Raw genomic sequence first — 20,786 nt, forward strand, 5'->3', positions numbered from 1 at the left:
TTACGCAAAAAACGGAAGGAAATCAATGAGGCGCGGTTGGCATATCACGGTAGAAACGACGGTGACGAAAAGGAAGGTTTCCGTCAATCCTTAGATGCCAGGTGTGTTTTAAGCGATACAGGACTACATGTCGCACTTCCGCGCTGAGTCAGGCGGCGGCTACCCTATCGCCCGAAAAAAAGGAAGAATCATGAGAAATATTGGCTACGCCCGCGTGTCGACGGAAGATCAGCACCTCGACCTTCAGTTGACCGCATTGAAAGACGCGAAGTGCGAACTGCTCTATGCCGATCATGGCGTGTCGGGCAAGAATGCGTCCCGGCCTGGGCTCGATAAGGCACTGGCGCGTCTGAAGCCCGGGGACACCTTGGTGGTATGGCGCCTGGACCGGCTTGGCCGGTCCCTGGGCCATCTTGTGAAGCTGATCGAGAAGCTGAGCGTGAAGCGCGTTCACTTCCGCTCGCTGACCGAAGCCATCGACACCACCACGCCCGGTGGCATGCTGGTTTTTCATCTGATGGCGTCAATGGCACAGTTCGAGCGCACACTGATCAGCGAGCGGACGAAGGCAGGTATCGCCGCGGCGCGCGCGCGAGGCGTTCAACACGGGCGATCCCCAGCCCTCACGGCGCAACAGCGGGACACGGCCATCCGGTTGCTGGAGAACCACTCGTTCGAAGAGGTGGGCTCGATCTTCAATGTGAGCGACCAGACGATTCGACGTCTGGCGAAGAAGATACCAGGCGCTCCGCGGAATACCGACTGCTCCGCGTGAGTAGCGACAGTGACAACGACAATGACAATGCGTTCAGGAGTGAGATGCCGCAACAGGCGACTCGCGCCTATAAACCGGCACGATCCCCACCCTTATGAGGCTGCGCGTCAGCGTCTGCGGGTGGATCTCGTAGCGCTGCGCCACCACTTTTCGCGGGAGTTCCCGCAGGAGCCGCTGCGCCTCGCGACATTGCTCGTCGGTGAGTGCTCGACGCCGACCATGTGGCCGGCCTTTTGCGCGAGCAGCGGCAATGCCGGCGCGAGTGCGCTCGCCGATCATCTCGCGCTCGAGTTGCGAAAACGCGGCGACGAGATGAAAGTAGAAAGAACCCATCGGCGTGGTGGTGTCGATGGTATCCATCAGACTGATGAAGTGAATGCCTTTTTTTGCGAAACGGGCCGTCAATTCGATGAGCTTCAGCAGCGATCGCCCGAGGCGGTCAAGCCGCCAAACGATCAGCGTGTCGCCCTTTTTTAGCGCCCGAAGCGCCCGATCGAGACCGGGCCGTTTGAACTTCGCGCCCGATACGCCGTGGTCGGTAAAAATGCGATCGCACGATGCCCGCTCCAGCGCTGCGATTTGCAGGTCCAGATGCTGGTCATCGGTCGATACACGTGCATAGCCTATTCTCATACGTCGTTTTTCTGCGAGCGAGCCAAACCATCGCGAATAGCTTTAATGGCCATGCGCTGTTCAAGTCACGTTTCTGGATCGACGAATTCGCATTCGATGGCTGCCGCCATGCAAACGGATGGCTGGCACAGTGCGGATGCACAGTAGGCAGTCGTGGCGCTGTTGAAGGCGAGTGCCCCCCCGGTGCTCGAACGTATTTCGTCTCGGATATGGCGCTTAAACACGACAACGTTTGCTCAAACCGCGTTGGTTGCGGTCACACTCGCTGTACCGTGCCAATGAGTCTCGATTCGGATCAGAGATAAAACGACGCCTTATTAGAGAGCAATCAACGTTGCACTGACTGCTTGATCCTTGTTGACCGGCCTTAGCGTCCAGAAAACTTCTAGTGGCATAATTCTAGAGCCACTTAAATGCCAATTGTGTTCTGTCCGTCCCGATCATTGTCTGAGCGTCCTGGCCGTCCCATTAGCGACATATCCGGCGAGGACGGGAGTTTGATGCCGTGTCCCCCGCTTCACAACAAATACCGTATGTCCGTTTCGACTCGAAGGACGTGTTGCCCGATCAGCGTCTCGACTATTGGCAGGGCACACTGTCCAATGTGTGCACGTTGAGTTTTCCGGGCGGCCTCACGGCGTCGGGGTTCAAAGCCCGAAACGAAATGTGGATGCTCGGCGACATGATGCTGAGCGTGCGCGAATGTAGCCCACATATCCTGCACCGCTCCGAACGATCGATAAAGCTGGACCAGCTCGATCATTACAAGATCCATTTTCGAATCGGACACGGCGCCAGCACCGATATGGTCCTTGGACGCCGCCTTATTCATGTGGAAGCAGGCGGAACGGTGCTGACCCATATGGCCCAGCCGGAGCTTGCGCATGTCCACGGCGGCACGACCGTTAACGTGATCATTCCGCGTGACCGGCTCGATCCGCTCCTTCCTCGCCCGGTCGATTTGCATGGTGTTACGTTGAATGGCCCATGCAGTGTGCTGCTCGCTTCGCATCTCACGACGCTGACGCAAACGGTCGGCGGACTGACACGCGAACAGCTACCCGCGGTAACAGGCGCGACGCTTCAGTTGCTCGCGGCAGCCGTCACGCCCACCCTGGATACCCTCGCGCTGGCACGGCCGGTTGCCGAAGCGACGCTGATGCGTCAGGTGCGCCATTTCATCGAGGCGAATCTGACGAACCCGGATCTCACGCCCGACATCATCTGCAAGCACTTCAAGATCTCGCGAAGCGCGTTATACAGAATGTTCGAACCACTCGGCGGCGTGGCGGCTTTCATAAAGGAGCGCAGGCTGTACAACATCCACACGCTGCTCACCTCCGCCGGGCGCCGCCCTCACCTCCACCGCATCGCCGAGATGCACGGCTTCAAGACAGCCGCTCACTTCAGCCGCTCATTCCGCGAGCAGTTCGGTTACAGCGCCCGCGAGCTTTTCGCGGCCTCACCGCAGCGCCCCGTGCACATACCGATCACGGGCGGCCCTCGCTATTCGATGGACCGATGGCTGCATCTGCTTCGAAGCTGAACTGGAGACATCGATCGGGGCACACGAAAGCCGTAGTGTTTGGTTCCGTTGCTTCGATTACGTGCTTCTGGTGCGATTGTAGGCGAGCGCAACCGTCGTCGGACTAGTGCGACTGCTCAAACGTTTTTTTGCAAACCGCCTGCATCGTTCGTAGGTGCAGACGTTCGCGCACCTGAACACCGATCGCTTCAACCGTCGGTTTTCGGCCACGTGTACACGTGCTCCAGCGTTTATTGCGCTTCCGTCCAATCGGCGAGCAATCGCGCGCACGAGCCCACCTGGTTCAGGTCCTCGCAAACGAACGCGAACGGGAAGCCGGCATTCACGACGTCCCGCGGCGAGAAATCGGGTATCGACACATCACCGACCCGGTGTGCGACGAGAACGCCAGCGCAGACGATGGCCGAAGCCGTCACGATACCGAACGCAAGCCGTTCGAATCTGCGAAAGAAGCGATACATGGCAGTGCTCCCTGCATGGCGGCCACGCCTGGCCCGTGACCTGTCATTCACGCCGCCGGCACCGCGGCGAAATGCCCGCGAACGAATTCACGCACCTGCGTGAAACGGTTGGCCGCCATGGCAGCAGGCATGGCCGGGCCGACTTCGTCGAAATGCAGGTGCCCGATCAGCTCGAAACCGGATGCGCGGAACACGTGCGTATCCTGCAGCAGTTGCATCGCTTGCCAGCGACCGTCTTCCACGAAAGTGGCCAGTGGCGCGGCGGAGACGGTGACCACCACCGCGCGGCGTCCTGACAGCAGCCCGTGCACACCGTCCGGTTGCGCCTCATACGCGAAACCCCGGCTAAACACGCGATCGATATAGCCTTTCATCATCGCAGGCATCGCCATCCACCAGAGCGGATAGACGACCGTCACGACATCCGCCGCGAGTACGTCTTTCTGTGCGATCGAAACGTCGGCCATGCGAAGGCGCGCGTCGCATCCCTCGGTCAATTCCTGCGCGGAAAGCACGGGATCGAACCCCATCCGGTACAGGTCGTGAACGCGCACGTCATGGCCGATACGAACCAGTTCGCCAAGGTAGGCGCGCGTGACGCTCATCGTGAAGCTCTCTTCCACCGGGTGCGCCACCACGATCAGGTGTTTCTGCATGGCTGGGGCTCCTTTCAAAAACGCGCCGCGCGACACCGCCGCGCACGGACAGGATCATCGTCCTCGTCCGGGCGCCCACCGCGATTGACGCATATCAACAAGATGGAGATTGCCCCGAAGGTCCACGGCATGTCCGCTCATTCGACAACCGGCATGCCAGTCGCGCGGCGTGACGAGCCCCACACCGCCTCTTACATCGATGGGAGGATGCCCAGCTCGCGCAGCCGGAATGACCCGGCGTATTCGCCGGCGGACGCTTCGTCGAGCGCACGCCGCGCGGCTTCGCGGCCGCGCAGTTGCAGTGCTTCGATCGTGCCGGTGGAAAAATCGAAGTCGGCGGCAAAGGGCAGCTCGTCGCGCAACGATATCCGCGACACGTGAATTGGCGTGCGGTTACCCATCAGGCGGATGTAGTTGGGCCGCTGCCGAAAGCGCCGTGCAGTCCCGGCGTCGACTTCGCGCATCAGTTCGAGCACGAGGTCGCTGAAGTCGTTCGCATATTCCTCGAAGCGCAGATCGTTACGCGTGCGATCGGTGTACACGATCTCGTCGCGTCGCCGCATCACGTCGGTCAGATTCGACGGCAGCGGCCGTCCACCGGAAAACAGATCGAGCGCGAACACCCGCGCGCCGATGCGTCCACACCGCTCAATAACCAGCTCCAGAGGCGAATTGCTGACGATGCCGCCGTCCCAATAGGAACGCCCGTCTATCGTGGTCCACGGCATCGCGGGCGGAAGGCTCCCGCTCGCGAGCAGATGCTCGGGCGTCAGGCGATCAACGTAGCTGTCGAATATCTTCTGTTCGCCGGTTTCGACATCGACCGCGCCGATCAGCAGGCGCGTCGGGCTGCGTACCAGCGAGTCGAAATCGACATATCGGCGAATCAGCGCCTTGATGGCGCTCGGGTCGTAGTAGCTCGTCCAGCACCAGGGCAGCGCGTTTGCGCCGAGTTCTCCGTTCCACCAGCGCGGGCGCAAAAAATTCGGAACACCGAACCAGAACGTGTGCCAAAGCACCTGCATTTCGTGCGCCGCCGAGGCCACGCGTCCCGGCAAAGCAATCGACAGATCGCGCCAGAATTGCGCCAGAGGCTTCGCAGCCTTCCCCGGATGACTCGCGACGATCGCCCCGTTGAAGGCGCCGATCGATACCGCCGAGATCACATCGGGCCGCACGCCCCTCTCTTCGAGCGTCTGGATCGCGCCGCACTCGAATGCGCCGAGCGCTCCCCCACCTTGCAGGATCAGCACAGTTTGCGTGGGCAGGTTCGTCAACGAGAAGTCGCGGTCCGCGAGCCGCGCGCGCGCCGCATGCAGGCCGACGCGGTGGCGAATCAGTTCTTCCGCGGCGGCGATTTCCTCGGCGCTGCCGCCCGCCGAGAATACCGCACGCAGTATGTTGTGCCGCAGATAAAGCACGGACCACGCGCCATTGGACCGCGTACCGCGTTCGACCGTCTCGGTCTCGTCCGCGGGCTCCGCGTAGCCCATGAACGTATACCCCGTGCCGAACGCGTTGCCGTAGAAGATTGATACGTCACGATACGGCATGCTGTTGCCAAGCATATTGCGCGCAGCCACGCGGCCCTGTCGCAACGCGTTGTCCCAATGCTCGATGCGCCTTCTGACGGCAAATACGGGATCGTAGAAATTCGCGACATCGCCGGCCGCATAGATGTCGGGATCCGACGTGCGCAGAAATTCGTCGACCAGCACGCCGTCGCCGAGTTCGATGCCGCTGCCCGCGAGAAACGAACAGTTGGGCGACACGCCGATCGCCGCGACTACCAGTTCGCAATCCAGCTGCAATCCGGTCTGCGTCAGCACGCCCTTCACCTGACCGTCGCCCAGAAAGCGCGTGACGGTACAGCCCGTCAACACGCGCACCCCCTGTTCCGTACAACGATCTGCAAACCAGGCGGAAAGCACTTCGGAGTGCAGTTGCGGCATCACTCGCGCCGAGCGTTCGAGCAAGGTCACGTCGAGCCCCGCCGCGCGCAGTGCCGCCGCCACCTCGATGCCGACAAAGCCCGCGCCGAGTACCACCGCGCGCCGGGCCATGCCCGCGGCCGCGCGCAATGCCGCCGCGTCGGCAATGTCGTGGATGAACTGGATGCCGCGCAGTTCGTGTCCCGGCAGCAGCGGACGCTGCGGCGATGCGCCGGTCGCAATCAGCAGCTTGCCGTAGCCGATTTGCTGCCCGTTGGCGAGGGAGACTACGTGCGATGCCGGCTCGACGCGCACGGCCTGCGCGCCGGTCATCAACTCAATACGATGCGCTTCGTAGAATTCGAACGGATGCAATGCCAGTTGGAGACCGCTGAGCGCGCCATTCAGGAAGTCCTTGGTCAACGGCGGACGCGAATAGGGAAGCGTTGTTTCGGCGCCGAGCAAGCCGATACTGGCGTCGGAGTTTTCCCGGCGCAATGCGCGCGCCGCGGAGACACTCGCCGTGCCACCGCCGACCAGAACGAAGTCGTACGTTCGCATAGGCCCGGATGAGAGCGCGGTGTGCCTGCCCGGCACCGGCCGATGCGTGGTTTCGCTCCGCCAGTCGACGCGGTGCGCATCCTTCATGGCTCGTCCCAGGTACGGTGAATCCAGGATCGGCAATCCGCATGTCGGCGGCGTATAGCGAGATCCGCGACGTGAGTAACGATTTCACTCTAGCGCTTCGGGGTGCGCGACTCATGATCCAGGTCAATCGCCATATGCGTCAGCGGGAAGACAGTCGGCACGCACAAAGCCGACATCGTCGCCGCATCGCGGCTCGGCGAGCGCAATTACAGGCTGCTCACCAATAACTGCGAGCATGTGTGTCAATGGTGCGTATGGGGAGACGAAAAAGCGCGCGCCCATCCAAAGCACAAAGCGCGTCCCAGCATTGACATGCATCAAACCCGCACCTCGGCCCGCGCGGAAAATCCCCTGTGCCCGGTACGCAATGCGCGCGTCGTGATGCTGCCGCGCCCCCCGTCAGACAGGGTTTCGATGAATCCCAGCCCACCGCCTTCTCGCCCACGACCCGACGGCGAGCGGTCCGCGCCGCCGCGCCTCGCGTCTGTTGCGCAACGCGCCGGCGGTATCTTGTGGAGCGCCCTCGCACTGGCCCCGCGCAGAACTACGCGCGCAGCCTGGAGCGTCGGCCTGCTCTGTCTGCTCATGCTGGTGCTCGTGGTCATCCGCGCCACTTCGTTCGAACGCAGTCTTGCGCTTGCACGCGCGGCGCGTCCCGGCTGGCTGTTGATCGCAATCGCGGCCCAGTCAGCGACCTATGTCAGCGCCGCGCTCGTCTGGCGTCAGACGCTGCGCGACTCGGGTTACACGCTGCCGATGCGCGTGCTGGTGCGGCTCGGCATCGTCAAGCTGTTTACCGATCAGGCGCTGCCGAGTGCGGGACTCGGCGGCAGCCTGATGGCGATTCGCGGATTGTTGCGCCGCGGCGTGCCGCGCCCGATCGCGCTGACCGCCCTGCTGGCGAGCCTGCTGTCGCGCGATATCGCTTTCCTGATGGTCGTGTTCGCCAGCGCGGCGCTGCTGTGGCTGCATCACGCCGCGGGCCGCGTGCTTTTGCTCGGCGTCGCGATGTTCCTGCTCGTGCTCCTGCTGGTCCCGCTATCGCTGTTAGCGCTGCGTCGATGGAACGGCGATCGGCGTGTCGCGGTGCTCGGCAGATGGCTGCATCTGTCGCGCCTGATCGAGTCGTTCAACGAGGTTCCGCTCGACCTGTTACTGAACCGCCACCTGCTTGCGAGCACCGTGATGCTGCAACTGGCGATCTTCGTGCTCGATGCGGGGACCTTGTGGCTGACGCTGGGCGCGCTCGGCGCACCCACGCAGGGATGGATCGCTTTTGCCAGTTTCGCCGTGGCGTCGATGGTGGCGACCGTGGGTCCGGTTCCGGTCGGGCTTGGTACGTTCGAGGCGGCTTCGGTCGGCATGTTGAAGCTGCTCGGTGTGCCGATCGAAGCGGCGCTCGGCGCAACCTTGTTGCTGCGCGGCTTCACATTCTGGCTGCCGATGCTGCCTGGAGTCTGGCTCGCCCGCGTCGAGTTGCGCGGCAGCTCGCGCAACGCGGCCGTCGAAGCGCAAACCGCAGCCACCGGACCGCCGGCGCCGCGACGCCGGCAATCTGCTCCGATTGATAGGGATCAACGGCCACCGCGCGATTTCCCGGACGATAAATCATGCTGACTTTGCGGAGACGCCGTGGAACACCACGCTGAGCTGCTGGGCGGCGGGAAATGGCACCCGCGCATGCCGGGCTGGCGCGATCTCGCGGGTCTGCTGCTGGTGCTCGGTTTGCTGGTCCTGCTCGGCACGGGCGCCGCGCAGATGAGCGGGCCGCTCGCCATCGCGAATCAGACGGCGATCTCGCTGGCTCCGACGGCGCTGCCGGGCTACACGCTGCGCACCGTCATGCGGATGCTCGCGGCACTGGCTGCCTCGCTCGTATTCACGCTGACCTACGCCACCTTGGCCGCCAAAAGCCGCCGCGCCGAGATGCTGCTCGTGCCGCTGCTCGATGTGCTCCAGTCGGTGCCGATTCTCGGCTATCTGTCGTTCACGGCCGCCTTCTTCCTGTCGCTGTTTCCCGGCAATGTTTTCGGCGCGGAACTCGCGGCGATTTTCGCGATTTTCACGAGTCAGGCCTGGAACATGGCGTTCAGCTTTTACCAGTCGCTACGCACGATACCGGCCGATCTCGACGAGGCCTGCCGCAGCTTTCGTCTGTCGGTGTGGCAACGCTTCTGGAGGCTCGAAGTGCCGTTCGCGATGCCCGGGCTCGTCTGGAACACGATGATGTCGATGTCGGGAGGATGGTTCTTCGTGGTGGCTTCGGAAGCGATCTCCGTGGGCAACCTGCAGATCGCGCTGCCGGGCGTGGGCTCGTACGTGGCGCGCGCGATCGCCGAGCGCGACCTGGCCGCCGTCGGCTGGGCGATTCTCGCGATGTCCGTCGCGATCGCGCTCTACGACCAGTTGCTGTTTCGGCCCGTCGTCGCCTGGGCTGACCGCTTTCGTTTCGAGCAGACGGCTTCCCCGCTGGCGCCGCGCAGCTGGGTGCTCGATCTCGTTCACCGCTCGGCCTGGCTGCGGGCGGTAGCGAGGCCACTCGGGGCTACACTGCATCGCGCCGCGCGGGCGCGGCTCCCGTTCGTAGCGGGTCCGCGCCGGCCTCTTGCCAGCATGCCGCAGCGCATCGGCGACGCGCTATGGCTGGCAGCATGCGCCGCGGGCGTGGCTTACGCCGCGGTGGCCGCTGCGCGCTTCATCGGACCCGTCCTGTCGCTCGCGGACCTGGCTGTTGTCGCGCACGATGCTCTGCTCACGCTCTTGCGGGTCATGGTGCTGATCGCGCTTGCGTCGCTGATCTGGGTGCCGGTCGGTGTCTGGGTCGGGCTGCGTCCCAGGCTCACGCAGTTCGTGCAGCCGATGGCGCAATTTCTCGCCGCCTTTCCCGCGAATCTGCTGTTTCCGGTTGCCGTGTTCGTCATTGCGCACTACGGCCTCGCGCCGAAGATCTGGCTCAGTCCGCTGCTGATCCTCGGTACGCAGTGGTACATCCTGTTCAACGTCATCGCCGGTGCAAGTGCATTTCCCGGCGATCTGAGCGAGGCCGCGAGGAGCTTCCGGGTGCGGCAGCGCGCGTGGTGGCGCGAGGTCATGCTTCCCGGCATTTTTCCCTACTACGTGACCGGTGCAATCACGGCCTCCGGAGGCGCATGGAACGCGAGTATCGTTTCCGAAGCTGTCAGCTGGGGGCCGATTCATCTAAGTGCCGGCGGTCTCGGCGCCTATATCGCGCGGATGACCCACGCCGGCGACTACCCGCGCATCGCACTCGGCATCGCGACGATGTCGATCGTCGTGATCGCCGTCAACCGGCTGCTGTGGCGACCGCTCTATGCGCTCGCGGAGCGGCGCGCGCGGCTCGACTGAGATGCCGACGACCAGGGAGAAGCGCGTGTCGAACCTCTGCTCCGCCGATACTCAACCCGGCACGGCGCCCCGCGCGGACGCCGTCGCGCCGATCGTGACGCTCGAGAAAATCGGCATGTCGTTCGCCAGGCCGTCGGGCGAGCCGCTGCCGGTGCTCGCGCATGTCGACATGGAAGTGCGCGATGGCGAGATTCTCGGGCTGCTGGGCCGCTCAGGCTCCGGCAAATCGACACTGCTGCGCATCGCCGCCGGACTCGTCGAACCGACCGAGGGGCGCGTGTTCTATCGCGGTCAGCCGCTGCATGGCCCCGAAGCAGGCATCGCGGTCGTGTTCCAGACATTCGCGCTGTATCCGTGGCTCACCGTGCTCGCCAACGTAGAACTGGGCCTCGACGCGTTACGCGTGCCAGCCGATGCGGCTCGCGAACGCGCGATGTCGGCCATCGATCTGATCGGTCTCACCGGTTTCGAATCGGCCTTTCCTCGCGAGCTGTCCGGCGGCATGCGCCAACGGGTCGGCTTCGCGCGCGCGCTCGTGAGCGAGCCGACGCTTCTGCTGATGGACGAACCGTTCTCCGCGCTCGACGTGCTGACAGCCGAAACGTTGCGCACCGATTTTCTCGACCTGTGGCTGGAGCGCCAGCTGTCGATCAAGGCCATGCTGCTCGTCACGCACAACATCGAAGAAGCGGTGCTGATGTGCGACCGGATTCAGGTACTGGGTGAAAGCCCCGCGCACGTCGTCGCGAATATCCACGTACGCTTGCCGTATCCGCGCAACAGGCTGGCTCCCGAATTTCGCGCGATCGTCAACGAGATCTACGCCGTGCTGACGTCGCGGCTGGCAGCGTCGGCCGATGCAGCGGCCAGCGCCTCACACGGCCTGGCGCTGCGTTTGCCCAAAGTGTCGAGTCATCGTCTCGATGGCTTCGTCGGCACGATCGCCGCTACGTTGCAAGGTGGCAGCGCCGCGCTCGGCACGATCGCGGCTTCGAGCACGCTGAAAGTCGACGAGCTTTTTCCGATCGCGGTGGCCATGCATATTCTGGAATTCGCGGAACTGCATGAAGGGACCATCAGGCTAACCGCGGCAGGCCGAGTTTTCGCGCAGGCGAGTGCCGATGAACGCAAACGCCTGTTTCGCGAGCATCTGATGCGGTTCGTGCCGCTTGCCGCGCACATCCGCGAAGTGCTCGACGACAGGGAAGGACACCGCGCGCCGCGCCAGCGTTTCGAACTGGAGTTGCAGGACCATCTGAACCGCAACGATGCCAACAGCACGCTGCGCACCGTCATCGACTGGGGGCGCTACGCGGGACTTTTCAGCTATGACGATCACACGCGTTCGTTCGGCGGCTGATGCCTTCACCGCGCGATATGCGTAGCGCCTGCGCCATCCGCGCGACAACGTCACCATTGGCAAACACATCGCCTTCAGGCGCGGTTCTTTTCCTCGATGTGAGGCTGACGGCCCGTCACGAGCCATAGCTTCGACAGAAGCGCGGAAACCGCCTGCAGCACATCGTCGAGCGAGACGATGCCGCTGAGGCATCCCCCGGCGTCGACGACGGGCAGACGCCGCACGCCGTTCAGATGCATCCGCGACGCGATCAGCCAAAGATCGTCCTGCTCGGCGACGAGCGCGGGCGGCGTCGACATCACGTCGTTGACGAAAATCTTTTCCGGGTTGGCCTGTTTGGCGACGATCGCCAACACGATGTCGCGATCGGTCAGCATTCCGACGGGTACGCGGCGCCCACCGCTCATCTCGACCACCACGAGGTCGCCGACATGGTGTTCGCGCATCAGTTGCGCGGCGTCGAGAATCGTCGCGTGCCGCTCGCAGACAGCGACGTCCCGTGTGCAGATAGATCCTGTGTTCACGATAGATACTCCACGTTCATCACGGCCCGTCGCCATGCGGGCCGCCATTGCGCCGTCATCCGGCCTGATCCGTAGGCTGCCCGTACTCCATTTCCGCGCGGCAGCGTCAGCACAACCGGATCGTCGAGCCCGAGGGGATTCGCGCAATGCGGCGGCCAACTGTCGGCCAGCATCGGCGCGATCGCGAAACAGGTTACCGATCGCCTTTGCTCTCACGAACGCCCGTCAGCGTTGCCGACCCAGCCACGGTGCCGACCGGTCGCGTCGACGGCTGCGCCCCTACGGCGACCAGATCGGCGCTCGCGAGCTCGCGGTAAATCCGTTCGACCTGATCCCGATCGCACAGGCGAGTGCCTTCCGCGAGCAGCGATGCTGACGCAGCCGCCACCGCATAGCGCAAGGTTTCGTTGAACGACATGCCGCGATTGACCGCCCATACCATCGCGGCAACGAAGCTGTCTCCGGCGCCGATCGAACTCGCTACCGGCACGGCGAATGCCCGCACGCGCAACGCACGATCCGCGGTGACGACAAGCGCCCCCTGCTCGCCGAGCGTGAGCGCGACGATCGCCGCGCCGCCGGCGCGCACGATCCTGCGTGCAGCGTCGAGCCGCTGCGCGTCGTCTTCGAGCGCGTGCCCCGCCAACGTGCAAAGCTCAGACAGACTCGGTTTGACGAGGAAAACCCCAGCTGCAAGCGCCGCCGCAAGCGGCGCGCCGGAGCTGTCGAGCACGACACGGGTGCCACGTTGCCGTGCGATCCCGGCGATGCGCGCATAGATGTCATCGGGCACGCCCGGCGGCACGCTGCCACTCAACACGAGATAGCGCGGCGCGATGGCGAGTTCGCCGAGGTGCCGCAGGCACGCCTGCCATTCCGCCTCGGCAAGCACGGGCCCGGGCAACACGAACCGAAACTCGCGTCCGGTCGAATTCTCCCGGACCGAGAAGTTCTCACGCGTTTCGCCCGCGATGCCGACACAGGTGGCCGGCACTCCTTCGGCTTCGATCATCGCGCCTAGCGTCCTGCCAAGCGGGCCGCCCGCCAGGTAAAGCGCCTCGCAGTCGGCGCCCAGCCTGTGCAGCACGCGCGCGACGTTGATGCCACCGCCGCCGGGGTCGCGCCGCGCTGCGCTACAACGAAGCTTGCGCGTGTCGACGATGGTGTCGACCGACGTCGCTACGTCGACCGCCGGGTTCAGTGTCAAGGTCAGGATTTCCGCCATGTGGCATCTCCGCTCGTACCGGAGCACCCGCAACCGGCTCAAACCGTGGCGGTTCGCGACGCAAGGCGTGCTTCCGCCGCCGCGATTTCGCGTTTGACCGCAATGAAACTGTCGGGGCTCACCGATATCGAATCGATTCCACAGTCGACGAGAAACGCCGCGAACTTCGGATGATCGCTCGGCGCCTGACCGCACAGGCCCACTTTGGCGCCGGCCCCATGCGCTTGCGCGATCACGCGGCGGACCATCCACTTGACGGCCTCGTCCTGCTCATCGAACAGTTGCGCGAGATCCGCCGAATCGCGATCGACGCCGAGTGTCAATTGCGTGAGATCGTTGCTGCCGATCGAAAAACCATCGAAGCGCAACGCGAATTCGCGCGCAAGGATCACGTTCGACGGTATTTCGCACATCACGTACACCTCCAGCCCCGCCTGCCCGCGCCGCAAGCCGTTTTGCGCCATCACTTCGAGCACCTGATCGGCTTCGCAGACCGTGCGGCAGAACGGAATCATCACGACGACGTTGCGCAGGCCCATTTCCTCGCGCAACCGTCGGATCGCCCGGCACTCCAGCGCAAAACCGTCGCGATAGCGCGGCGAGTAGTAGCGCGAAGCGCCGCGGAATCCCAGCATCGGATTCTCCTCGCGCGGCTCGAAAGCCTGCCCGCCGATCAGGTGCGCGTATTCGTTGGTCTTGAAGTCGCTCATACGGATAATCGCGGGCCGCGGATACTGAACGGCGGCGATGCGGCCGAGTCCGCGCGCGAGCCGGTCCACGAAATACTCCGTTTTGTCCGTATAGCCCGACGTCAGCTCTTCGATGCGCTGCCTGACGGTCGCGTCTTCGAGTTCGTGGAATCGCACGAGCGCCATCGGATGAATCTTGATGTCGTGGCTCACAACGAACTCCATTCGCACCAGACCCACGCCATCGGCCGGCAGGCGCCACCAGCGAAACGCGGCGGCGGGATTGGCCAGATTGAGCATAACGCTGGTACGCGTTTGCGGAATCGAGCGGAAATCGATGTCCTCGACGTCGAACGCAACCGTGCCTTCGTATACGAAACCTTCGTCGCCTTCGGCGCACGAGACCGTCACCTCCTGTTCGTCGTGCAGCAGATGCGTGGCGTTGCCGGTACCGACGATCGCGGGCAGTCCCAGTTCGCGACTGACGATGGCCGCATGGGACGTGCGTCCGCCGTGGTCCGTGATGATCGCGGCGGCTCGGCGCATCACCGGCACCCAGTCGGGATCGGTCGTGGAAGTCACCAGCACCGCGCCGTCGACGAAGCGCTGCATGTCGCGCGCATTCCCGATCACGCAGACGGAACCGGCCGCGATGGCTTCGCCCACGCTGACGCCGCTCAGCAGACGGCGACCCTCGTCGCGCAGCCGGTAACTCCTGACCGAACTCGCTTCGCGGCGCGACTGAACGGTTTCAGGACGCGCCTGGACGATGAACATTTCACCGCTCGCGCCGTCTTTTGCCCATTCGATGTCCATCGGCTGCCCGTAGTGTGCCTCGATCGCGCAGGCCGAGCGCGATAGGGACAGTATCTCGGCGTCGTCGAGCACGAACGCCGCGCGTTCCGCTCTGGAGGTCGGCACGTTTCTGGTCGGATGCGGACCGCCTTTCGCGTAGACCATCTTGCAGGCTTTCTCTCCGCGCCGCTTGCCGACGATCGGCGCGCAACCCGGTTGGGCCAATAGCGGCTTGAACACCTCATACTCGTCCGGGTCGACTGTGCCCTGCACAACGTTCTCGCCCAGGCCCCAGGCCGCATTGATCAGAACGATCCTGTCAAACCCGGTTTCCGTATCGACCGAAAACATCACACCGGCGGCGCCAAGATCCGATCGCACCATACGTTGCACGCCAACCGACAGCGCTACCTGCAGATGGTCGAATCCCCTGGCGTTGCGATAAGCAATCGCCCGGTCGGTAAACAGCGACGCGTAGCAGCGCCGGCACGCATCGAGCACTGCCCGCTCGCCACGCACGTTGAGGAAAGTTTCCTGCTGGCCGGCGAAGCTCGCATCGGGAAGATCTTCGGCGGTAGCGCTTGAACGAACCGCGACGTCGAGATCGGCAGCGCCGCAGCGCTGCGCGAGCGTCCGATAGGCCGCGCGGATGGCCTGCGCGAGTTCGGCCGGCCAGTCGCCGTGCACGATAGCCGCACGGATCGCCTGTCCCGCTTCAGCCAGCGTGAGGCGTCCCTGGCCGAGGTCGTCGAGATACGCCGAAATCCGTTCGCGCAGCTGATTCGCGTCGATGAAACTCCAGTAGGCCTGCGCCGTCGTTGCGAAGCCGGCGGGGACCCGGACGCCCTGGCCGTCGAGCTGGGATATCAGCTCTCCAAGTGAAGCGTTCTTCCCGCCGACGCGGGCGACGTCTTCGCGTCGCAAGTCGTCGAACCAGATCACCTGCGCGACCGACTGATCCATGTTGTGCTCCTTACCCCGACTATGGGCGAGCCGGCCGCGCGCGTCGATTCGCGCGGCGCGAGATGCCGCATGCGGCAAAGCCCGAACTAGATGCTGAGATAGCCCTGGAAGGTCCACGGCAATTGCATTTGACCTCGCGCCGCCGATTCGCCGCTGCTTGCGGTACACGAGCCCGAGAACCCCGGCGCGCCATCGGATGAAAAGACCGGCACGAAAGCAAACTCGTCGTTGACCGCAATCAGAAAATCGCGGTTGTAGCGCGACGGTGCGAAGATCGTCACCGAGCGGAAGAACTGCGACGCATGCAAAGGAGGTTCGAGGTTGATGTCACGGTCTGACGACGCGTGCCGCAGGTCGAATCGTGCGGGAAGCTCGTATTCGAAGTTGCCCCGCTGGACCCGCTCGCCGGGCGTAAACACGAGCGTCGCGCCAGGGTACGGAAGCGCGTGCACCTGTTGGTTGGCTGGCCCTTCGGGGCCGAGAACCAGCGGCGGGTAGGCCCACATCGACAGACACAATGACGCCGTTTTCTGCGAAAAATATTCTTCAAGCCAGTTCATACGAATTCTCCGCCGTGACCTTGTATCGAGCTGTCAGAAGCTGCGCCGTACTGCCGTCGATCACATTGCATTCCGTTCACGCTCACTGTAGGCGGCGCTGGGCATCGCTTATTGACGTGGGTCAATCGCGCGCGGTCCGCAACGGCTTACCTGCGACCTGTCAGCGTGCCGACAAACTCCAGCGGTGCCGCGAGCGGCGGTGGTCGAGGATCTCGTTGTAAGACACGACCTCGATGCGGGGCTGGTCCGTGGACGTGTCGGGTTGCCGGGCTAACGTCCTGTGCGAGCGTATTTATGCGTTATCCGTACTATCGCAGCGGTTAATACAATGTCGTGAGGCGATGCGCAAGAATTGCGATCATTGTCCGTTCAGGCCGGTAATAGCTGCTATAAAGTGAATAAGCTTCGCATGCTCGTTGGCGGTACTCTTCGAATCGCCGGAGACCGAATGGAACCCTACAAGCACTTGAGTAGCCCGACGCACGAGCTTTTCCGCCAGGTGGTCGAAGCGGCCCCCAACGCAATGGTCATGGCCGACCGGGACGGCCGCATCGTACTGGTGAACGCGCAGGCGGAAAAGTTATTCGGCTATGTGCGAGACGAACTGGTCGGCAATAGCGTCGATATGCTCGTGCCCGAGCGTTTTCGCTCCGCGCATCCCGAATATCGCCGGATGTATTACGGCAACCTCAGCAGCAGGCCGATGGGCACCGGCAGAGACCTCTTCGCGCTCAGAAAAGACGGCTCCGAAGTCCTCGTGGAGATCGGGCTCAATCCGGTCACCACCGCGGAGGAAGTCTTCGTACTCGCCGCAATCGTCGATATCACGGAACGCAAGCGCGCGGAGCAGGAGCTGATCAGGCGCACCGAGGAACTCGCGCGTTCCAATCACGATCTCGAACAATTCGCTTACGTCGCGTCGCACGATCTTCAGGAGCCGTTGCGCGCCGTCGCCGGACCTCTTCAACTGCTCCAGCGCCGCTATCACGGGCAACTGGATGCCCGCGCGGACGAGTTCATAGCCCATGCGGTAGATGGTGCAACACGCATGCAGAAGCTGATCGAGGATCTGCTCGCCTACTCACGCGTCGGCAGATCGGGCGCGGTGCAGGAATTGACCGCATGTTCGGCGGCGCTCGATCAGGCGCTCAGGAGTCTGAGCGTCGTGCTGCAGGAATCCGATGCGCAAATCAATCGCGAGGCACTGCCCCTAGTGGTGGGCATTCCGACGCAGCTCGCCCTGCTTTTTCAGAACCTCGTCGGCAATGCGATCAAGTTCCGGCGCGCCGATCAGCCGGTGCGGATCGACATCGCAGCCCGTCGCGCAGGCGACGAATGGATCGTTTCGGTCAAGGACAACGGAATCGGCATCGAGCCGCAATACTTCGAACGCATCTTCATGATTTTCCAGCGCCTGCATTCACGCGTCGAATACCCGGGCACGGGAATCGGTCTCGCGCTATGCAAGCGCATCGTCGAACAGCATGGCGGCCGCATCTGGGTGGAATCCTCGCCCGAGGGCGGATCGACCTTCTATTTCACGCTTAATGCGAAGCTGGATGGCAACGCTCGAACGTAATATCCACCCGAGGAGCCGCCGATGCTGTCACAGGTAACGAACAATCCCGTTCACATCCTTCTTGTCGAGGACAGTCCCACCGACGTGCTGATGACGCGCGAGGCCTTCGAGGACTATAAGGTGCTCAATCCCCTGCACGTTGCGCAGGACGGCGCCGAAGCGATGGATTTTCTGCGCCGCAAAGGCCGACATCTCGATGCGCCCCGGCCGGGGCTGATCATTCTCGATCTGAACCTGCCGAAAAAGAGCGGCCGCGAGGTACTGCAGGAACTGAAAGCCGACCCGGATCTGATGAGTATTCCCGTTGTCGTGCTGACCACGTCGAAATCCGAAGAGGATGTCGCCAGAACGTACGGATTGCATGCCAATTGCTATGTCACCAAGCCGGTCGACTTCACGATGTTCGTCGACGTCCTGCGCAGAATCAACGACTTCTGGTTCAGCGTCGTGACGTTGCCGCCACCCAGGCCATGAACACAACCCAGCACCTGCGGATCCTGCTTGTCGAAGACAGTCCAACCGATGCGTTGCTGATCGAGGAGGCGCTTGCCGACGTGGACGATTTCACGCACGACCTCGTGCAGGTGCAACGCCTCGCCGACGCCATATCTCGCTGCGGGGCCAGCCGCTTCGACATCGTCCTTCTCGATCTGGGCCTGCCCGACGCGCACGGAATCTCCACCTTCAGGAGCTTTCGCGAGCGGGCGCCCGAACTGCCCGTGCTGGTGCTCACCGGTCTCGACGACAAGTCGGTCGGGCTTCTGGCGATTCAGGAAGGAGCCCAGGATTATCTCGTCAAGCGCAACATCGATCCCTCCGAGCTGAGCCGCGCGATCCGCTATGCAATCGAACGCCATCGCATCGCACAAGCGCTGAAGGAAAGCGAAGAGCGGTTTCAACTGGCGGTCAGCGGCGCAAGCGCGGGCCTGTGGGACTGGCGCCCGCAATCGGGCGCAATCTGGCTTTCTCCCTATTTCAAGGAAATTCTCGGCTATCAGCCGGATGAATTTCCCGACGATGCCGACGCGTTTCTCGAAGCCATTCATCCCCTCGATCGCGACCGTGTCCAGACAGCCGTCGCCGAACATTTGGAACAGATGCGGCCCTACGACGCCGAATATCGGGTGCGGACGAAGTCCGGCGAATTTCGCTGGGTTCATGCACGCGGGCAGGCCTTGTGGAATCATTTCGGACAGGCCTATCGCATGCTGGGCTGGATCATCGATGTCACGGAACGCAGGCTCGCCGATGACGCGCTACGAGCCTCACGCGAAGAACTCCAGCGACTGTCGGCGGGCATCCAGCGGGCGCGCGAGGAAGAGAAAACCCGGATCGCGCGGGAATTGCATGACGATTTCGGCCAGCAGCTCGTCGCGCTGAAGATCGCGTGCGCGCGGCTGGACACGCTGGTGACGAGCAGCGTTGGCAATGAAGCGGCGCGCGACCTTCAGAACGTCTACAAGCTGATCGATCAGCTGGTCGTGTCCGTGCGTCGAATCGCCACCGATCTTCGGCCGGCGATGCTCGACGACCTTGGTCTGATTCCCGCCCTCGAATGGCTCGTCAGCCGGTTTTCGGAGCGGCATAGCGTGCGCGTCACGCGCAGCATCGCCGATAACATCGATTTCAACGACGACGGCGCAACAGCCGTGTTCCGGATCGTTCAGGAGGCACTGACAAATGTTGCCCGGCATGCGCAGGCGACTGAGGTGGTACTCGAAATCCTGCGCGAGGAACCGCGCTGTGTGGTCCGCATTACGGACAACGGCTGCGGCTGCGCTCCGGACTGCAGACCCGCGTCGGACTCGTTCGGTCTGTTGGGTATCCGCGAGCGCGCGTGGGCCCTGCGCGGCGATCTGCAGATCCGCACGGCGCCCGATCAGGGCTTTGCGATAACGGTGTCGTTGCCGCTCGACATCATCGAAGCCCGCGTCGGAAACGCGGCTTGCGGCCGGTCGAACGAGATGCGCTAGATTGCCGTGCCAGCGGAATTGCGCGAGCTGACTCGAACCCGAAAACGACGATCGCGGATCCGGGACCGTAAAGTAAAGACAACCGCGGCACGGAGATCACATGGCAAGCGCGAAGGAAGCCCTATCGCCGAAAGCGACGCGCAACGGCAAGGTTCGCTCCCGGCAACCGGGCGCGCGGCGCGCCGACACGCCCGCGCATGCCGGATCGGCTGCGACAGTGCGCCGCCGCGCCCGTGACGCCGGTGATGAGCAGTCCGGCTTGCCTCCGCCCGCGCGCCGCCTCGTCGAACACCCCACTTATCTGCAAGCGGACGAAGACCTCGCATTTCTGCGCAGACCGGAGATGTGCGGCGTTCGCCTGCAACTCGATTACTGGAAGGCCGAGGAAACGCTGCAACGTCACGACATTCACCATACGGTCGTCGTGTATGGGAGCACCCGGATTCCAGCGCCCGACATCGCACGACGGCGGCTTCGCGACGCGCGGCGCGCACTGCGTGAGCAGCCAGGCGCGCGGCGCAACCAGCAAGCGCTGCAAGCCGCGGCCCGCCTGCTTGCGCTCAGCCGCTACTACGACGTGGCCCGAGAGCTGGGCCGCATCGTCGGCGGCGCGCGCAATGCCGGTGCCCTTTCGTCACTCGCGATCATGACGGGCGGCGGTCCGGGCATCATGGAAGCGGCGAATCGCGGCGCCCACGAGCGCGCCGCGCCGAGCATCGGCCTGAACATCGCATTGCCGCACAAGCAGCAACCGAATCCCTACATCACGCCAGACCTGTGCTTCAGGTTCCACTACTTTGCGATCCGCAAGCTGCATCTGCTTGAACGAGCACAGGCGGCCATTTTCTTTCCCGGCGGCTTCGGCACCTGTGACGAACTGTTCGAGGTGTTGACGCTGCTGCAGACCAAAAAGATCAGGCCGCTGCCCGTCGTGCTGGTCGGTAAGTCGTACTGGCGGCGCGCCATCGATTTCGACTTCATGGTGACCGAAGGCATGATTTCCGCTGACGATGCCGCACTGTTTGTCTTTCGCGAAACGGCCGAAGACATCTGGTCCGCAATCGTCGAATGGCATGCAAGCCATCCATCGGCTCGATGAGCC

General features: G+C 63.4%; 16 protein-coding genes and 2 pseudogenes. 10 read left to right on the top strand and 8 right to left on the bottom strand.

The features are described from left to right. The first annotated feature begins 190 nt into the window (after window positions 1-190). Window positions 191-775: a recombinase family protein gene (locus L0U82_RS38475; protein WP_233839069.1), complete on the top strand. Its 585-nt coding sequence runs from the start codon at window positions 191-193 to the stop codon at window positions 773-775. A gap of 33 nt (window positions 776-808) precedes the next feature. On the opposite strand, the gene L0U82_RS38480 is transcribed toward L0U82_RS38475, so the two are convergent. Beyond that, on the bottom strand, window positions 809-1,408 hold the full coding sequence (locus L0U82_RS38480) for a recombinase family protein (RefSeq protein ID WP_233839070.1): 600 nt from the start codon (window positions 1,406-1,408) through the stop codon (window positions 809-811). A gap of 505 nt (window positions 1,409-1,913) precedes the next feature. Here L0U82_RS38480 and L0U82_RS39940 point away from each other — a divergent pair. Further along, window positions 1,914-2,954 (top strand): helix-turn-helix domain-containing protein, encoded by a 1,041-nt coding sequence (locus L0U82_RS39940; RefSeq protein WP_233839071.1) that lies wholly within the window; start codon window positions 1,914-1,916, stop codon window positions 2,952-2,954. A 230-nt stretch (window positions 2,955-3,184) separates the two neighbouring features. On the opposite strand, the gene L0U82_RS38490 is transcribed toward L0U82_RS39940, so the two are convergent. The 3 genes from L0U82_RS38490 to L0U82_RS38500 form a co-directional block, all read right to left on the bottom strand. Next, window positions 3,185-3,415 carry a hypothetical protein gene (locus L0U82_RS38490; protein ID WP_233839072.1) on the bottom strand — a complete coding sequence of 77 codons (231 nt, stop codon included), beginning with the start codon at window positions 3,413-3,415 and terminating at the stop codon, window positions 3,185-3,187. 47 nt (window positions 3,416-3,462) lie between these two features. Next, entirely contained in the window at window positions 3,463-4,107 is a 645-nt protein-coding gene (locus L0U82_RS38495) for an NAD(P)H-dependent oxidoreductase (RefSeq protein WP_233839073.1), read from the bottom strand. Between the two features lie 155 nt (window positions 4,108-4,262). Continuing rightward, a complete protein-coding gene (locus L0U82_RS38500) occupies window positions 4,263-6,563 on the bottom strand; it encodes an FAD-dependent oxidoreductase (RefSeq protein WP_233839399.1) in 2,301 nt (766 codons plus the stop codon). Between the two features lie 267 nt (window positions 6,564-6,830). Here L0U82_RS38500 and L0U82_RS38505 point away from each other — a divergent pair. The 4 genes and pseudogenes from L0U82_RS38505 to L0U82_RS38520 all read left to right on the top strand — a co-directional run. Next, a pseudogene (locus tag L0U82_RS38505) lies at window positions 6,831-6,914 on the top strand (lecithin retinol acyltransferase family protein); the annotation flags it as partial. Window positions 6,915-7,160: 246 nt separating this feature from the next. Continuing rightward, window positions 7,161-8,267: a lysylphosphatidylglycerol synthase transmembrane domain-containing protein gene (locus L0U82_RS38510; protein ID WP_233839074.1), complete on the top strand. Its 1,107-nt coding sequence runs from the start codon at window positions 7,161-7,163 to the stop codon at window positions 8,265-8,267. Window positions 8,268-8,282: 15 nt separating this feature from the next. Then, on the top strand, window positions 8,283-10,016 hold the full coding sequence (locus tag L0U82_RS38515; protein ID WP_233839075.1) for an ABC transporter permease: 1,734 nt from the start codon (window positions 8,283-8,285) through the stop codon (window positions 10,014-10,016). Window positions 10,017-10,131: 115 nt separating this feature from the next. Next, a complete protein-coding gene (locus tag L0U82_RS38520) occupies window positions 10,132-11,376 on the top strand; it encodes an ABC transporter ATP-binding protein (protein WP_233839400.1) in 1,245 nt (414 codons plus the stop codon). A gap of 74 nt (window positions 11,377-11,450) precedes the next feature. On the opposite strand, the gene L0U82_RS38525 is transcribed toward L0U82_RS38520, so the two are convergent. From L0U82_RS38525 to L0U82_RS38540, 4 genes are all read right to left on the bottom strand, one after another. Continuing rightward, window positions 11,451-11,900 carry a CBS domain-containing protein gene (locus tag L0U82_RS38525; protein ID WP_233839076.1) on the bottom strand — a complete coding sequence of 150 codons (450 nt, stop codon included), beginning with the start codon at window positions 11,898-11,900 and terminating at the stop codon, window positions 11,451-11,453. A 193-nt stretch (window positions 11,901-12,093) separates the two neighbouring features. Beyond that, entirely contained in the window at window positions 12,094-13,125 is a 1,032-nt protein-coding gene (locus L0U82_RS38530; RefSeq protein WP_326489798.1) for a 1-phosphofructokinase family hexose kinase, read from the bottom strand. A 38-nt stretch (window positions 13,126-13,163) separates the two neighbouring features. Further along, the gene (ppsA, locus tag L0U82_RS38535) at window positions 13,164-15,572 is read right to left on the bottom strand and encodes a phosphoenolpyruvate synthase (RefSeq protein ID WP_233839077.1); all 2,409 of its coding nucleotides are present in this window, start codon (window positions 15,570-15,572) and stop codon (window positions 13,164-13,166) included. An 86-nt stretch (window positions 15,573-15,658) separates the two neighbouring features. Beyond that, complete coding sequence (locus L0U82_RS38540; protein WP_233839078.1) at window positions 15,659-16,132, bottom strand: hypothetical protein; 474 nt, start codon at window positions 16,130-16,132, stop codon at window positions 15,659-15,661. A gap of 484 nt (window positions 16,133-16,616) precedes the next feature. Between L0U82_RS38540 and L0U82_RS38545 the strand changes: the two are divergent. The 4 genes and pseudogenes from L0U82_RS38545 to L0U82_RS38560 form a co-directional block, all read left to right on the top strand. Beyond that, window positions 16,617-17,711 (top strand): annotated as a pseudogene (locus L0U82_RS38545) (sensor histidine kinase); the annotation flags it as partial. A 21-nt stretch (window positions 17,712-17,732) separates the two neighbouring features. Next, window positions 17,733-18,185 carry a response regulator gene (locus tag L0U82_RS38550; protein ID WP_233839079.1) on the top strand — a complete coding sequence of 151 codons (453 nt, stop codon included), beginning with the start codon at window positions 17,733-17,735 and terminating at the stop codon, window positions 18,183-18,185. Further along, window positions 18,182-19,684 carry a hybrid sensor histidine kinase/response regulator gene (locus tag L0U82_RS38555; protein WP_233839403.1) on the top strand — a complete coding sequence of 501 codons (1,503 nt, stop codon included), beginning with the start codon at window positions 18,182-18,184 and terminating at the stop codon, window positions 19,682-19,684. The genes L0U82_RS38550 and L0U82_RS38555 overlap by 4 nt, the downstream gene beginning before the upstream one ends. Before the next feature lie 100 nt (window positions 19,685-19,784). Beyond that, on the top strand, window positions 19,785-20,783 hold the full coding sequence (locus tag L0U82_RS38560) for an LOG family protein (RefSeq protein WP_233839080.1): 999 nt from the start codon (window positions 19,785-19,787) through the stop codon (window positions 20,781-20,783). The last annotated feature ends 3 nt before the right edge of the window (window positions 20,784-20,786 follow it).

Origin of the sequence: Paraburkholderia sp. ZP32-5, assembly GCF_021390495.1 — a bacterium.
Taxonomy (GTDB): domain Bacteria; phylum Pseudomonadota; class Gammaproteobacteria; order Burkholderiales; family Burkholderiaceae; genus Paraburkholderia.

Excerpts from the sequence above, each read along its gene's own strand:
- L0U82_RS38520 (WP_233839400.1), top strand. The coding sequence starts at position 10,132 with ATGTCGTTCGCCAGGCCGTCGGGCGAGCCGCTGCCGGTGCTCGCGCAT.
- L0U82_RS38490 (WP_233839072.1), bottom strand. The coding sequence starts at position 3,415 with ATGTATCGCTTCTTTCGCAGATTCGAACGGCTTGCGTTCGGTATCGTG.
- L0U82_RS38530 (WP_326489798.1), bottom strand. The coding sequence starts at position 13,125 with ATGGCGGAAATCCTGACCTTGACACTGAACCCGGCGGTCGACGTAGCG.
- L0U82_RS38475 (WP_233839069.1), top strand. The coding sequence starts at position 191 with ATGAGAAATATTGGCTACGCCCGCGTGTCGACGGAAGATCAGCACCTC.
- L0U82_RS38500 (WP_233839399.1), bottom strand. The coding sequence starts at position 6,563 with ATGCGAACGTACGACTTCGTTCTGGTCGGCGGTGGCACGGCGAGTGTC.
- L0U82_RS38555 (WP_233839403.1), top strand. The coding sequence starts at position 18,182 with ATGAACACAACCCAGCACCTGCGGATCCTGCTTGTCGAAGACAGTCCA.
- L0U82_RS38480 (WP_233839070.1), bottom strand. The coding sequence starts at position 1,408 with ATGAGAATAGGCTATGCACGTGTATCGACCGATGACCAGCATCTGGAC.
- L0U82_RS38540 (WP_233839078.1), bottom strand. The coding sequence starts at position 16,132 with ATGAACTGGCTTGAAGAATATTTTTCGCAGAAAACGGCGTCATTGTGT.
- L0U82_RS38560 (WP_233839080.1), top strand. The coding sequence starts at position 19,785 with ATGGCAAGCGCGAAGGAAGCCCTATCGCCGAAAGCGACGCGCAACGGC.
- L0U82_RS38550 (WP_233839079.1), top strand. The coding sequence starts at position 17,733 with ATGCTGTCACAGGTAACGAACAATCCCGTTCACATCCTTCTTGTCGAG.
- ppsA (WP_233839077.1), bottom strand. The coding sequence starts at position 15,572 with ATGGATCAGTCGGTCGCGCAGGTGATCTGGTTCGACGACTTGCGACGC.